The sequence below is a fragment of the Saprospiraceae bacterium genome (genome assembly GCA_026129545.1).
GTDB lineage: Bacteria > Bacteroidota > Bacteroidia > Chitinophagales > Saprospiraceae > M3007.
This window is the reverse complement of the sequence record JAHCHX010000001.1, coordinates 1,319,145-1,333,356: the sequence shown is the minus strand read 5'-3', so window position 1 is coordinate 1,333,356 and position 14,212 is coordinate 1,319,145. Positions and strand designations below refer to the sequence as shown.

The 14,212-nt window shown below is 53.7% G+C and carries 11 protein-coding genes; 3 read left to right on the top strand and 8 right to left on the bottom strand.

Annotation, left to right across the window (positions count from 1 at the left end):
• Positions 1-270: 270 nt before the first annotated feature.
• Together KIS77_04890 and KIS77_04885 are read left to right on the top strand one after the other, a co-directional pair.
• Positions 271-1,947: a GMC family oxidoreductase gene (locus tag KIS77_04890; protein MCW5921657.1), complete on the top strand. Its 1,677-nt coding sequence runs from the start codon at positions 271-273 to the stop codon at positions 1,945-1,947.
• Positions 1,948-2,120: 173 nt separating this feature from the next.
• Positions 2,121-2,717, top strand: a complete 597-nt coding sequence (locus KIS77_04885; protein MCW5921656.1) for a gluconate 2-dehydrogenase subunit 3 family protein — start codon at positions 2,121-2,123, stop codon at positions 2,715-2,717.
• Between the two features lie 44 nt (positions 2,718-2,761).
• Here KIS77_04885 and KIS77_04880 read toward each other — a convergent pair whose 3' ends face one another.
• The 5 genes from KIS77_04880 to KIS77_04860 form a co-directional block, all read right to left on the bottom strand.
• Complete coding sequence (locus KIS77_04880; GenBank protein MCW5921655.1) at positions 2,762-3,790, bottom strand: 4-hydroxyproline epimerase; 1,029 nt, start codon at positions 3,788-3,790, stop codon at positions 2,762-2,764.
• Between the two features lie 12 nt (positions 3,791-3,802).
• Positions 3,803-5,023, bottom strand: coding sequence for an RNA methyltransferase (locus tag KIS77_04875; protein ID MCW5921654.1), 1,221 nt, complete (start codon positions 5,021-5,023; stop codon positions 3,803-3,805).
• Positions 5,024-5,539 carry a hypothetical protein gene (locus tag KIS77_04870; GenBank protein ID MCW5921653.1) on the bottom strand — a complete coding sequence of 172 codons (516 nt, stop codon included), beginning with the start codon at positions 5,537-5,539 and terminating at the stop codon, positions 5,024-5,026. It abuts the gene before it with no gap.
• Positions 5,540-5,662: 123 nt separating this feature from the next.
• Complete coding sequence (gene nagB / locus KIS77_04865) at positions 5,663-7,627, bottom strand: glucosamine-6-phosphate deaminase (GenBank protein MCW5921652.1); 1,965 nt, start codon at positions 7,625-7,627, stop codon at positions 5,663-5,665.
• Positions 7,628-7,740: 113 nt separating this feature from the next.
• The gene (locus KIS77_04860; GenBank protein MCW5921651.1) at positions 7,741-8,880 is read right to left on the bottom strand and encodes an NTP transferase domain-containing protein; all 1,140 of its coding nucleotides are present in this window, start codon (positions 8,878-8,880) and stop codon (positions 7,741-7,743) included.
• Positions 8,881-9,044: 164 nt separating this feature from the next.
• Here KIS77_04860 and KIS77_04855 point away from each other — a divergent pair, with 164 nt between their 5' ends.
• On the top strand, positions 9,045-10,262 hold the full coding sequence (locus tag KIS77_04855) for a molybdopterin molybdotransferase MoeA (protein ID MCW5921650.1): 1,218 nt from the start codon (positions 9,045-9,047) through the stop codon (positions 10,260-10,262).
• A gap of 114 nt (positions 10,263-10,376) precedes the next feature.
• On the opposite strand, the gene KIS77_04850 is transcribed toward KIS77_04855, so the two are convergent.
• The 3 genes from KIS77_04850 to KIS77_04840 form a co-directional block, all read right to left on the bottom strand.
• A complete protein-coding gene (locus KIS77_04850) occupies positions 10,377-12,536 on the bottom strand; it encodes a xanthine dehydrogenase family protein molybdopterin-binding subunit (protein ID MCW5921649.1) in 2,160 nt (719 codons plus the stop codon).
• Positions 12,537-12,661: 125 nt separating this feature from the next.
• Positions 12,662-13,120, bottom strand: a complete 459-nt coding sequence (locus tag KIS77_04845) for a (2Fe-2S)-binding protein (protein ID MCW5921648.1) — start codon at positions 13,118-13,120, stop codon at positions 12,662-12,664.
• Positions 13,121-13,317: 197 nt separating this feature from the next.
• Positions 13,318-13,917, bottom strand: a complete 600-nt coding sequence (locus KIS77_04840; GenBank protein MCW5921647.1) for a nucleotidyltransferase family protein — start codon at positions 13,915-13,917, stop codon at positions 13,318-13,320.
• Positions 13,918-14,212: the final 295 nt, after the last annotated feature.

The window sequence follows — 14,212 nt, the reverse complement described above, 5'->3', positions numbered from 1 at the left end:
ACGAACAACCACCAACGAACAACCACCAACGAACAACCACCAACGAACAACCACCAACGAACAACCACCAACAAACAACGAACAACGAACAACCACCAACGAACAACCACCAACGAACAACCACCAACGAACAACCACCAACGAACAACCACCAACGAACAACCACCAACGAACAACCAACAACCAACAACGAACAACAAACAACCAACAACAAACAACCAACAACCAACAACGAACAACCAACAACCAGCAACCAACACTATAACACTCATGGCAGAGAAATACGACGCAATTGTGGTCGGCTCCGGTATCGCCGGAGGCTGGGCGGCAAAAGAACTCACCGAAAAAGGTCTCAAAACCATCATGCTAGAACGCGGCAAAAACGTCCGACATGTCGTGGACTATCAAGCCGCAACGAAGAAAATCTGGGAATTCCCGCACCGGGGCAGGCTCACCAACGAGATGAAAGCCACCCACCCCGTGCAAAAGCGCGACTACCCCTACAACGAGTTCACGCCCGACTGGTGGGTCAACGACCTCGAATGCCCATACACCGAGGTGAAGCGTTTCGACTGGTATCGTGGCTTCCACGTCGGCGGCAAATCGCTCATGTGGGGTCGCCAAAGTTATCGCCTCAGCGACTTCGACTTTGAGGCCAACGCCAAAGAAGGCATCGCTATTGACTGGCCGATTCGCTATGCCGACATTGCGCCGTGGTACGATTATGTGGAAGAGTTTGCTGGCATCAGCGGCTCGTTGGAAGGACTGCCACAACTGCCCGACGGCAAGTTTTTGCCGCCGATGGAACTCAATATCGTGGAAAAAGAAGTGGCCGCCCGCATCAAGGCGAAATGGGAGCATCGCCGCATGATAATCGGTCGTGTGGCCAACCTGACCCAAGAGCACAAAGGGCGTGGCTCTTGCCAGTATCGCAACCTGTGCGCACGCGGTTGCCAGTTCGGGGCGTATTTCAGCACCCAATCGTCCACCTTGCCTGCCGCTGTCGCCACCGGGAATTTGACCTTGCGGCCATTCTCCATCGTCAATCAAATTCTTTATGACAAAGACAAAAAACGGGCGAAAGGCGTGCTGGTCATTGATGCCGAAACGATGCAAACCATTGAGTACGAAGCCAAAATCATCTTCGTCTGCGGCTCCACGCTCGGCTCTACACAGCTGCTTCTGAACTCCATCGAGATGGGCGGCCTGCCCGACGGCATCGGCAACTCAAGCGGCCAACTCGGCCACAACCTCATGGACCACCACTTCCGCTGCGGCGCTGGCGGCATCGTGGAAGGCTACGAGGACAAAATCACTTACGGCCGCCGCGCCAACGGCATCTACGTCCCGCGTTTCCGCAATCTTTTCGGCGATAAACGAGATTACTTGCGTGGCTTCGGCTATCAAGGTGCTGCCAGCCGTCAGGGCTGGAGCCGCGAGGTGGCCGAACTCAGCGTTGGCGCTGCTTTCAAAGAAGCGCTTTGCGAACCCGGCCAATGGAGCATTGGCATGGGTGGCTTCGGCGAAATGTTGCCGTACTACGAAAACAAGGTCACGCTCGACAAAACACGGAAAGACAAATGGGGCCAGTATGTCCTTGCTATTGACTGCGAACTCAAAGAAAACGAGTACAAAATGCGCAAAGACATGATGGCCGACGCCGCCGAAATGCTCGAAGCCTCTGGCGTGAAAAACGTCAACACCTTCGACAACGGCTCCTTCCCCGGCATGGCCATCCACGAAATGGGCACGATGCGAATGGGCGCCGACCCGAAAACCTCCGTGCTCAACCGCTGGAATCAGATGCACGATGTGCCCAACGTATTCGTCACCGACGGCTCTTGCATGACCTCCATCTCCTGTGTCAATCCCTCGCTCACCTTCATGGCGCTCACGGCGCGGGCGGCGGATTATGCGGTGGGGGAGTTGAAGAAGGGGAATTTGTAGCGGCGGATTTGCAAATCCGCAGTACAACCTTGTGTCGTTCCTTTCTGCTGGCTGGCGGAGAGGAATGACCAATTGGAAAACTCAGTGCCGTTGTCAACTGGATGCCAACAACGGAAAAAATAACTCTAAAACCTTGAAACCTATTCACTCACTCGCACATTCACTCACTCAACATGAATAGAAGAGAACTTCTCCAACGCACATCCCTCCTCATCGGCGGCAGCCTGCTCGGCGCCGACAGCCTGCTGGCAAAAAACATTGACTGGGATGCCCTCGACGACCTGCCCGAAGACTACGCGGGCATCGGCCTGTTCAGCAAAAGTCAAATCAAGCTCATGAACGAAGTGGCCGACACCATCATCCCCACGACCGACACGCCAGGTGCAAAGGCTGCCAAAGTCGGGCAGTTCATGGCCGTCATGGTGAGCGACTGCTACGAACCCGACGACCAAAAACGCTTCATAGACGGCCTTGCCACTTTGGAATCTGAGTGCCAAAAACGATACGGCAAAAAGTCGTTCACGAAACTCTCGTCGGCGCAACGCACAGAGTTTTTGACAGCTGTGGACAAGGAACGCCGGGAATTTCAGAAAAACAAAAAGAAGCGGGAAGACCCGAATCACTACTTTCAGGCATTCAAAGACCTCGCGCTGTGGGGCTATTTCACCTCCGAAATTGGCGCGACACAGGCGCTGCGCTTCGTCGAGTATCCCGGCAAATACACGACGGTTGACTACAAAAAAGGCGACCGCGCGTGGGGAGGGTATTGAGCTTTGAAGGCTTGCCCAGCCGCTCCGCTTGGCCGGGCAAGCCTTCAAACCACTTGAAAACCATGCACATACGGGTCATCATCGTCGAAAAGGATGTGATTGAACCCATGAACAATTGCCCAGCCTTCAATGCTGGGCACAATGGCCGGGCGGGCGGCCAAGGTCGTTTCTTCTTCTATTCGGCCTATGAATTGTGAGCCGATGATGCTCTCGTGTATGAATTCCTGACCCAGTTTTAGTTTCCCTTTCGCGTGCCATTGCGCCATGCGCGCCGAAGTACCGGTGCCGCAAGGCGAGCGGTCAATCGCTTTGTCGCCATAAAAAACGGCGTTGCGAGCTGTCGAGTTGGCGTTCAAGGTTTTACCCGTCCACTGTACATGGCTCATGCCTGAAATCGTCGGGTTTTCAGGGTGAACGAACGTGTGTTTTTCATTCACTCTTTGGCGAATTTCCCGTGCCCATACGACGAGCTGTTCTGCCGTAAAATGCTCCATACCGGGAAAGTTTTCCTGCGGGTCAACGATGCCGTAGAAGTTGCCGCCGTAGGCCACATCAAGTTTCAGCCTTCCCAAACCCGAACAGTCGACTTCGATGTTTTCGGAGTGCAAAAACGACTTTACGTTCCTGATTTTCACCGACTTAATTTTTTTACCCTCCTGCTTATACTCAGCCAAAATTTCCCCAGCCGGAACTTCAAGTTTCAAAAAACCGGGCTGCTTCGGCATTACCAAACCCTGCTCAATGGCGACGGTGACCGTGCCGATGGTGCCATGCCCGCACATGGGCAGACAGCCGCTCGTTTCGATGAAAAGGATGCCTACGTCGTTTGCCGGGTCACTCGGCGGGTAGAGGATGCTGCCTGACATCATGTCGTGACCGCGTGGCTCAAACATGAGTCCACGCCGAATCCAATCGAATTCGCGCAGGAAATGCTGGCGCTTTTCGCTCATGTCGGTGCCTTCGAGCACCGGGCCGCCGCCCGCGACGACGCGCACGGGGTTGCCACAGGTGTGGGCATCAATGCAGAAGAATGATTTGATAGCCAAAATCTGGTGATTTGTTGATTCTGTTATCTGTTAGTCTGGTTATTTCACTCGTTCGAACAAGGCCATGTAGAATCCGTCAAAACCTTCGTCTTGGGGCAAAATTCTCTTTTCTTCCAAAAGTTTGAAGTTTTTGCCCACCTCGCCCGTCAAGAATGTCTCCACTTGTTCTTGATTTTCCGAAGGCAGAATGCTGCAAGTGGCATAGACCATGCGCCCGCCGGGCTTTACGATGGGGCTATACGCTTGTAGGATGTCTTGTTGCGCCACGCGCAGATTGTCAATGGACTCGGTCGTGAGTTTCCATTTTGCGTCGGGGTTGCGGCGCAGCACACCGAGACCGCTGCACGGCACATCGAGTAGCAGGCAGTCAGCAGAGCCATAGAGTCGTTTGATGGTTTTGCGATTTTCGATAGGGCGGGTTTCGATGTTGGTGGCTCCGGCGCGGCGGGCGCGGTGTCGGAGTTCGTCCAATTTCCATGCGTGGGTGTCGAGCGCGATGAGGCTGCCGCGATTTTGCATGAGGGCGGCGAGGTGGAGCGTTTTGCCGCCACCTCCCGCACAAGCATCCACGACACGCATCCCTGGGGCGGGGGCAAGCATGAGCGCAACTTGCTGACTGCTATAATCTTGCACTTCAAACAAACCGCTTTTGAAGGCTTTGGTCTGGAACACGTTTTGGCGACGAGTCAATAGCAAGGCATCGGCATCGCCTACTGGAAGTGTCTCTACGCCTTCCTCGCGCAAGGTTTTTTGCAAGGCGGCGCGGTCGGTTTTCAGGTGGTTGGCACGAAGCACGACTTGGGCGGGCTGATTGAGCGCGGCGAGCGTGTCGTCCCAAAGGAGGCCGAGTTCGCGGCTGCCCATTTCGTCGAGCCAATCGGGGATGCTTTCGCGGAGCGCCCTAATGTGTTGGGCTTGTTCCAACTTGCTTTTTATCTCGTTCATTTTCAGGGTTTTGAATTCTGTCCAGTGGGGTAGGGGAGTGTCGTTTTTCACCAGGTGCACGCCGATGGTTTTCCAAAAATCAACTTCGGAAAAAGGTGTCTCCCCCAAAACTTCGCAGTAGAGGCGATAGTGTCGCACGACTTCGTAGGTGGTCTCGGCGATGAACGCACGGTCGCGGCTGCCTGCCTTGGGGTTTTGCTTGAGCGTCTGCTCAATCACTTTGTCGGCGTGGCGATTTTCCCTAAAAACACTCAGTAGCGCCTGTGCGACGGCGCGGACGAGGAGCGGGTGAAGTCTGGTCGGATGGTGCTGCACTTAATCTTCCTTTTTCCGCACGGTGGCGAAGGTGGCTAGCATTTTTCTGTACAGGCGCTCGTGTTGGGATTTGGGATATATCGCGTTGATATTGAGGGTGCTAAGTTTGTCCCATGAACGGATGTACATAATGCCGTAGAAATGTTCTTGCTCCGGCTCGTCGGCAGGTGGGGTTGCTTCGGTGACCATTAAGTAGCCTGCAAGCCCACCAACGGACATGGTATCTTTCGAAATCAGCTTGATGTCGTCTGGCATCGTGATTTCCATAAAATCCGCCAATACGCGCTCGTAAGGTGCCGGCAAGGCCGAGCAGACCAATTTGGCGCGTGTCGCTTCTTCTTCCCAGCCTTGCTCTGTCGCTGTAAAAGTGGCATCGGGTGCCGCTATTTCAAACTTCATGTTGAAAATAGCCAGCATTTTTTCTGCGGTCATTTCCTCTTCCTGTCCGCGAACGGCCAAGCAGAGACACAACAGCAGAGGGGCAATTATCAACTGTTTGACTGAAAAGTTTTTCATTGAGATTGTGATTTTTACCACGGTTCGACAGGATTTGTCGGACGGCCATGATTGATGTATTTGATTTTGAGCAGGTTGCGGTTGTTGCCATGTTGAAAAAAAACGTCGTGCCGAACTTGTGAGTCAACCTTTCCACCGCACGAACGCTTCCATTGCCTCGTATTCCGCCAAGCCAAGTGCCCGGTAGGTGTTGGCAGTTTCTTTGTTGCGGTATTCCGCTCGTTGCCAGAATTCTCGGTCGTCGCCACCGGGGAATGGCGGATGGTCTTTTTGGCTTTGGTGCATGAAAATCGCCTGTCGCTTGCGGCGCAGCTGTTGTGGACTCATCGGCACAGCCATTTCAATTTCGTGGACGGCCCATTCGTGCCATGCGCCTCGGTAGAGCCAAAGCCAGCAGTCCTTTATCCAAGATTCTTTTTCAAGCTGTTGGTATGCGCCAAAGATGGCGTCAAGGCAGACTCTGTGGGTGCCGTGCGGGTCGGCCAAGTCACCCGCGGCATACACTTGGTGTGGTTTCACGCGCAACATCAAGTCCGCGATGATGCGAATATCCTCCTCTCCAAGCGGTTTTTTGCGGGTGCGCCCTGTTTCGTAAAATGGCATATCGAGGAAATGAATGAACTCGTCGGTCAGCCCTGTGAACCGAGCGCCCGCACGGGCCTCACCCCGGCGTATCAGCCCTTTGATGCTCCGCACTTCGGGGCTGTCAGCATCGCCGGAATGTTTGTTCCGCAAGAAATGGATGACGCGCTCATAGCGTTGGCGCTCTGCGTCGCTGACGCTGCCGTGATGTTCGGAAAACTCGAGCATGAATTCCGCGTAGCGCAACGCATCATAGTCGTGTACTGCAATGTTGCCGGAAGTCTGATATGCCACATGCACCTCATGTCCTTGGTCCACCAGACGCTGAAAGGTGCCGCCCATCGAAATCACGTCGTCGTCGGGGTGGGGGCTGAAGATGATGACGCGCTTTTGGGCAGGTTTGGCACGTTCGGGGCGGTTGCTGTCGTCGGCGTTGGGCTTGCCGCCGGGCCAGCCTGTGATGGTGTGTTGCAGGCGGTTGAAAATGCGGATATTCAGTTCATAAGGTTTAGCCTCCTCTATAATCAACTCGCTGAGACCGTGTTCGTTGTAGTCCTCATCAGTGAGTTTCAGGATGGGCTTGCCGGTCTGTTGTGAGAGCCAGACGACGGCTTTGCAAATCAAATCGTCCGTCCAATTGCAGATACCAGCGAGCCATGGAGACTTCATTTTGGTCAGGTCACTTGCGGCGCTTTTGTCCAAAATCACCTTGACGTTGGGGTGTTTTTGCAAAAACGAGGCGGGCACCGAATTGCTGATGTCGCCCTCGATGGCCTGTTGGATGATGCTGGCCTTGTGAGGCCCCCAAGCCATCAGATAGACCGTGCGCGCCTTGAAGATGCTGCCTACGCCCATCGTGATGGCGCGGTATGGCACATCATCCTCGCTCTGAAAATCCTTGATGGCATCGTGGCGCGTGAGGTGGTCGAGTCGCACCATGCGGGTCGGCGATGTTTCCCAAGCGCCCGGCTCGTTGAAGCCGATATGTCCTGTGCGGCCAATGCCAAGCAATTGGATATCAATGCCTCCGGCGAGGTCTATCAACTTTTCGTAGCGTTCGCAATACGTCGCCACTTGCTCCATGGGCAAAGTGCCGTCGGGGACGTGAATGTTTTCCGGCTTGATGTCCACATGGTCGAAAAGATACTCGTGCATGAAGCGCCAGTAGCTCTGTTGCGCCTCTTTGGGCATGGGGTAATACTCGTCGAGATTGAACGTGACCACATTCTGAAAACTAAGCCCTTCCTCCTTGTGCAGCCGCACCAATTCTTCGTACACTTTGATGGGAGTGCTACCAGTAGCTAGCCCCAACACGATTTTTTCGCCTTCCTGCTGACGCTGCCGGATGGCCAATTCGATGGAGCGGGCTACAGAGCGGGCGGCGTCTATGGCATCGTCCCAGATTTTCACGGGCATTTTTTCGTAGCTTTTGAGCTCGTATTTCAGGTAGCCGGGAGAGGTTTTGTCTTTGGTAGTGGGCGTTGTGGCGGCAGAGGAGGTAGGCATCTGAACGGTGAATTTGTTGACGACAAGGTGTTAACATTCGGGGTCAAATGTAGTGCGTGTTTGGGTGTGGAAAAAGAATTTTGCGCGGCGGAGGAGAATGTTGCGGCCCTGCTCTACCTTCCCAAAATCGCATCCCTTTCTTCTGGCGTGTTGGCGTTTGTCAAAGATTCGGGCGAGGGCGCGTCGAGTAGGTGGATGAAAGAATTTATCAGCACTTTGCGCGGGCAACTCACTCCCTGCGCGAGGAACCGGAGCAGGCGCGCATAACTTTTCGGCTCCCATAGAGCGACCAAAGGCTCGGGAAATCCCGCCTCGTCAGACGGTTGGCGAAAGGCCGTCGCCACAGCCGACGAATTGCGATTGGAAAGTAGAAATTGGAGTGTCGCTTCGTCGAACAAAGGCAGGTCGCAGGCCAACACCAGCCACGCTGCGTTAGGGTCGTGGCGAAAAGCAGAGAGGATAGCGCCCATCGGCCCTAAATCTGCAAATGAGTCGGTTATGACTTTTTCTCCCACAAAATACTCGGCCTGCTCCAACCGGCAGGAGATGTAGACCTCGAGACCATTTTTGCTCAATAAATTTTTCAAAAACTGCCAGTGCGGTTGCTCGTGATAAGCAATGGCGAATTTATCCTGCCCCATTCGGGTACTTTTCCCACCCGCGAGGACTAATGCTCTTATAGCGGGAACCCCGATGTTTTTTTCTAAAAAAATAGCGATACGATTGGCCGCGGCTATGTCGAGCACGGGAATACCTGCCCAATCAGGTAAATGATTTTTTAGAAACTCCGGCATTTCGGCTGGTATCACGAAATGCGAGTCGCTGCTTTTTGTCAACAACAAATCCACTTGCTTCAGGCGTTCTAATTTGCGCGTCAGGCTGTCGAATTTCCGGCTGTCGAGCGCCAAAATTTGCCGAGCGGCTTCAAAATGGTTGCCGTTTGCCAACACTATGTCCAATTCGCTCATCAAAGCGCGTTGCTCCCACAGGTTGGGCGTTTGCAAAAAATCAAGGCGGTGAAAGCCGATTTTATCCGTCCAGCCAAGCGAGAAGGGCGAGTTTTGTTTGCTCTCATTCACTTCTTTGTGGTCGGCATCCACATATCCCGTCTTCCAGCGCGGCGACAAATGTGCGCATACTTCTTTTGCCAGCGATTGGATATTGCCGCACGTCGTTCCGAGAATGGCCCATTCCGCTCGCGCCCATTGACCGAGGGCAGGCTTGGCGAGTTTGCTGTGTTTTTGATGTTTCATTCACGAAAGGCAATTTCTAATTTTTTTAAATGCTCGTTTATCGGCCGAGATGGGTAAAGGTGGGCGAGGATGAGAAAGTATTGAAAACAAAAGTCTGTAAAAAGCGTCACATTCGCGGTGTTTTCATTTAAGACAGCCTTACCCTTTTTTCAAGTATCAACGCCATGCTCAGCGTCGCCGAAGCGGAAAAAATCATTTTGCAAAATGTCTTCTCGCCTGCCGCGGAAGAGGTGGAGCTGATAAATTCTCTGGGGCGGGTTTTGGCTGAAGACCTCGTGGCTGACCGCGATTTTCCGCCGTTCGACCGCGTGGCAATGGACGGCATTGCCATTAGCCATGCGGAATGGGATAAGGGCCGGCGGCAATTCGCCTTTGAGGGCGTTCAGGCTGCAGGAGCGCCTCGCATGACGTTGGGGGACCTCGCCAACTGTTTAGAAGTCATGACGGGTGCGATGCTTCCCGATGGTACCGACACGGTTGTTCGCTATGAAGATTTGCGAATTGAAAAAGGAATGGCGACCGTTTTATGCGAGACAGTATTTCCTCGACAAAACATTCATTTTCAGGGAATTGATAGGCAGGCTGGCACATTGATTGTTCAAAAGGGACAAAAAATAGGCCCTGCGGAAATTGCCGTCGCCGCCACTGTTGGGAAAACAAAACTTCGGGTGGCGCGCCTTCCCCGAACGGCCATTGTGTCCACGGGCGACGAGTTGGTGGATGTCGGCCAAACACCTTTGCCACACCAGATTCGCTCATCCAACGTGTTCGCTTTGCGCGCGTTGTTGGAATGTGAATTCAAAATGGAGAGTCAAATTTTTCATTTCCCCGATGATAGGGAAGTGATTGCGAGGGGATTGGAGAAGATTTTACGCGAATTTGAAATTGTCGTTCTAAGTGGCGCGGTCTCGGAAGGCAAGTTCGACTTTGTGCCTCAGGTGCTCAATGCACTTGGTGTCGAAAAGTGCTTCCACAAGGTGTCGCAGCGACCCGGCAAGCCTTTTTGGTTTGGGCGGATAACCGAACGGGCGGTCATTTTTGCCTTGCCAGGCAATCCCGTTTCGGCGTTTTTGTGCGCTTGTCGCTATTTGTTGCCGTTTTTGCACAAAAGTATGGGCGAAGCACCGCGCCTTCCCGAAATGGCTGCATTGAATGAAGCAGTTACGTTCAAACCCGCGCTGACGTATTTTCTGCCTGTCCGGCTGACTTGGTCAAACGACGGCTTGATGCGGGCGCAACCTTCGCCGGGGCACGGCTCTGGCGACCTCGCCAATCTCAGCGATGCCGACGGTTTTTTAGAGCTACCTATGGAAAGAGATGTTTTTCAGGCTGGCGAAGCGTTTCCGGTTCATCGTTACCGATTTTATACTTCGCGCCGTTAGGTTTTGGGCATGGCTGCAATCGCAATCTGCTAAAAATCAAGAACATCAATCATGTTCATCTAACAAATCATAGCGAATCAAGGTATAAATGTATCGCTAACGTGCGCAAAGTGCTCACAATACCCCCTCCATCAACCCATCTGCTTCATTTACAAACGGCTGGTGTCTGAATCGTTTGCCCATCGCTTTGTAAAAAGCGTTCGCTACCGCGCCGCTCAGCGGGGGCAGCGCAGGCTCGCCGAGGCCCGTCGGGTCAATGCCGTTGTCCACAAAATAGACTTCCACTTCGGGGATTTCGTGGATGCGAATCAGGCGGTAAGTGTTGAAGTTCTTTTGCTCCGGCTCGCCGTTTTTGAAAGTGATTTGCCCGTACATCGCGTGTCCGAGGCCGTCCACCACGCTTCCCACCACTTGGTTGAGTGCGCCGCTCATGTTCACAACGATGCCGCAATCCACCGCGCAATAGACTTTTTGCAGGGTGAATTTGCCTTTGCGTTTTACCACTTCGGCCACCTGAGCCACATACGACAGATGGGAGTAGTAGATGCTGAAGCCCAGCGAAACACCTTTTTTCCGTTTTTTGAACCAGCCCGATTTTTCGGCAGCCAGCTCGATGGTTTTGATGAAACGTTCCGGGTCGTAGGTCGGCCTGCCCTCATTGTTGAGTGGCGGTTTGGCTTGTCGGAACAGTTCGAGCCGCATGGTCACGGGGTCTTTCCCGGCGGCTTCGGCCACTTCGTCGAGGAAAGTCTGCTCCGCGCCCGCGAGGAAATTGGTAATGGGTGCACGCCAAGGGCCTGTTGTGATGGGCGAGCTGTGTTCCACCGATTCGATGAGCACATTGGGCACTGCGCCTGCTGGGAAGTTGTGCTCCCGCACAGGGTTGCCGGTGTTGATGCCCACGCCGCGGAGTTCGTAGCCAGTGATGTTGCCTGCTTTGTCCAAAGCCGCACGGAAGCGATAGCGCGCCGCCGGGCGATAGATGCCGCCCGTCATGTCGTCTTCGCGGGTCCAGATGACTTTCACGGGTGCTTTGATGATGCTGGAAATTTCTGCGGCTTCCAGCGCGAAGTCGGGGCGTAGCCGCCGCCCAAAACCGCCGCCCATGCGTGTCATTTCCACCGTTATTTTTTCTTCGGGTATGTCCAATAGTTTGGCGACTTGTGTGCGGGTGGAAGCGGGGACTTGTGTGGGGCCGATGAGTTCCACTTTGTCGGGACGCACATCGGCGAAGAAGTTCATCGGCTCCATCGGGGCGTGGGAGAGGAAGGGGCATTGGTATTCTGCCTCGACGATTTTGGCAGCGGCGGCAAAGGCAGCGGCGGTATCGCCGTCCTTGCGGCGCGTTTGAGCCTCGCCTTTGGCCATCAGTTCCTTGAAGATTCGGTCGTGGTCGGCGCTGCTTTCCAATGCAGCGGCTGGCTCATATTCCGCTTTGAGCACTTCGCGGGCTTTCATCACTTCCCAAGTGGACCTACCGACGACGGCCACATTGTTTTTGAAAGAAACCACGTCCACGATGCCGGGCATGGCCTTGGCTGCCGCGCTGTCGAAAGATTTGAGCTGCAGCCCAAACGCGGGTGGGTGCTGCACCATAGCGTGCAACATTCCCTCGCGGTAGAAATCCATGCCGAAGAGGGGTTTGCCCGTGATAATCTCGTGGTTGTCAACGCCTCTGACGAAGGTGCCGATGATTTTGAAATCTTTGCGGTCCTTGAGTGGCACGTCGGTCGGTGGTGTGAGTTGGGCGGCATCGGCGGCCAATTCTCCGTAAGTTGCCTGTTTGCCATTGGGGTGACGCACCACACCATTGTCGGTTGTCAATGTATGGGTATCCACGCCCCAACGGTTGGCAGCGGCTTCCATGAGCATTCGACGGGCGGTGGCGCCAGCTTGGCGCAGCCGCATCCAAGAGTGTGGGGTAGAGTAGCTGCCTCCTGCCACTTGGCGGTCGAATTTGATGGTGTCCAAGGGCGCTTGCACCACTTTTACTTTCGTCCAGTCGAAGTCCAACTCTTCGGCCACCGTCATCGGGAACGAGGTTTTGACCCCTTGGCCGACTTCTGGGTTGGGCGAAAAAATGGTCGCCGTGCCGTCGCTGTTGATGGAAAGATATGCGTTGAAATCGAACGCGCCTTCGAGCGCGGGGTTGGCCACCGCTGCGTTGAATTTGCCTGCGCCTAGCAGGTCGAATCCGAGGAATAGCCCGCCGCCGATGAGGGCTGAGTTTTTGAGGAAGTCGCGGCGGCTATATGTTGTGGAGTAGGATTGCATGGCAGAATGATTTTGAAAACCTGAAAAGGGTTGATGAATGTTGATAAAAGTTGATAGGGTTGATGAAATTGACAGGCCGTGGTTCACTTTACGTTATCAACTCCATAAACCTTTATCAACCCTCATCAACTTTTCTTCGCGGCCAACTTCACCGCATCGCGTATGCGATGGTAAGCGCCGCATCGGCAGAGGTTGCCGAGCATGGCCTGTTCTATTTCTTCGTCGTTGGGATTGGGGTTGCGACGGAGCAGAGCGGCAGCGGACATGATTTGACCTGCTTGGCAGTAGCCGCATTGGGGCACATCCACTTCGTCCCAAGCGCGCTGAACAGGGTGGTCGCCTTTTTCGGAAAGTCCTTCGATAGTGGTGACTTTGGCCGATTCGACGGAAGAGACAGGCAAGACACAGGAACGGACCGCCGCGCCGTCGAGATGGACGGTGCAAGCGCCACACGCCGCGATGCCGCAACCGTATTTGGTGCCAACGAGGCCGAGGTGGTCGCGCAAAACCCACAGCAGGGGAGTGTCGGGCGCCACGTCAGCGCGATATTCACGGCCATTGATGTTGAGTGTGTAAGTTGCCATGTTCGACAGAATTTTGACTTAAAAGTGGCGAAAGGTAAAGTTTTTTGAGGGATAGGGCAAATTTAGTTTGCTCTCATTTGTCAGAAAAACAACTCTATACTTTACGCCGTCAAGTTTGGGGCATCGCTAAAGGTGCAATCTGCCCGAAATCAGGGAGCAATCATGTTCATCTGCCCAATCCTGTGGCCTTTTCTCTACTAAAATCTCCTTTTCAGCACTTCAAAGTCCGCTGCTGTGTCGGCATCCCTCAAAATCGAATCGCTCGAAACGGGGACGCGCACCACGCATTCCCGGTTTATTTGCACTACGGGTTTGCAGCCTTCGGGGTGTTCGAGCGCCAAAATTTCATTTTTAAAAACGGCAGAAAAGATGACAGGGTTGCCCGGTGTGCCTTCAAAGACTGGCTGGACGATAATTCGCGGCTCTCTTCGGGCCTCTTCAAAAAAAATCTTTACTAATTGGCTATATATCGTTGAGGTAATAAGCGGCATATCCGACAAACAAATCATAAAGCCAGCAGCGTGCGGCAACGCGGCTCGAACACCTGCCTGAATGGAGGAGGTCATGCCCGTTGGGTGGTCGGGATTGTGAACTGTTTTTACCGACCTGTCGCCCAAGATGGCTTGGATGCGTTTGCTGTCGTGTCCCAAAACGACTACAATATCCTCTAGCCCTGCGGCGAGTATGTGGTCGAGTGTGGTTTCCAACATCGTTTTGTCGCCGAATGGAAGCAGCAGTTTATTTTCGCCTTCCATTCGCCGCGACATTCCGGCGGCTAATACGATTGCTGTGAGCATTTTATACCCTGATTCTATGGGATTTGTCAGATGCCCATGATTGATGTTCTTGATTTTTACCAGATTGCGCGTTGGGTCGTGCCCAAAGCTTGGCGGTGCGAGCTATATGCCTTGATTCGTTAGGATTTGTCAGATGCCCATTTTGATGCACTTCTAAAACAATGGTTCGTCAAGAATTCAGGGCATTTAAATAACGGGAAAGCAGCCTTTTGAGCCTTTTGGTATTTTTTATGAGGTCTGGGGACTTCCCAGACACGCAAAAAATTCGACAGAGATTAAAACCCGAACTCTACGC

Bases quoted from the DNA above. Each gene is read 5' to 3' on its own strand.
- KIS77_04890 (MCW5921657.1), top strand. From the start codon at position 271: ATGGCAGAGAAATACGACGCAATTGTGGTCGGCTCCGGTATCGCCGGA.
- KIS77_04885 (MCW5921656.1), top strand. From the start codon at position 2,121: ATGAATAGAAGAGAACTTCTCCAACGCACATCCCTCCTCATCGGCGGC.
- KIS77_04870 (MCW5921653.1), bottom strand. From the start codon at position 5,539: ATGAAAAACTTTTCAGTCAAACAGTTGATAATTGCCCCTCTGCTGTTG.
- nagB (MCW5921652.1), bottom strand. From the start codon at position 7,627: ATGCCTACCTCCTCTGCCGCCACAACGCCCACTACCAAAGACAAAACC.
- KIS77_04860 (MCW5921651.1), bottom strand. From the start codon at position 8,880: ATGAAACATCAAAAACACAGCAAACTCGCCAAGCCTGCCCTCGGTCAA.
- KIS77_04855 (MCW5921650.1), top strand. From the start codon at position 9,045: ATGCTCAGCGTCGCCGAAGCGGAAAAAATCATTTTGCAAAATGTCTTC.
- KIS77_04850 (MCW5921649.1), bottom strand. From the start codon at position 12,536: ATGCAATCCTACTCCACAACATATAGCCGCCGCGACTTCCTCAAAAAC.
- KIS77_04845 (MCW5921648.1), bottom strand. From the start codon at position 13,120: ATGGCAACTTACACACTCAACATCAATGGCCGTGAATATCGCGCTGAC.
- KIS77_04840 (MCW5921647.1), bottom strand. From the start codon at position 13,917: ATGCTCACAGCAATCGTATTAGCCGCCGGAATGTCGCGGCGAATGGAA.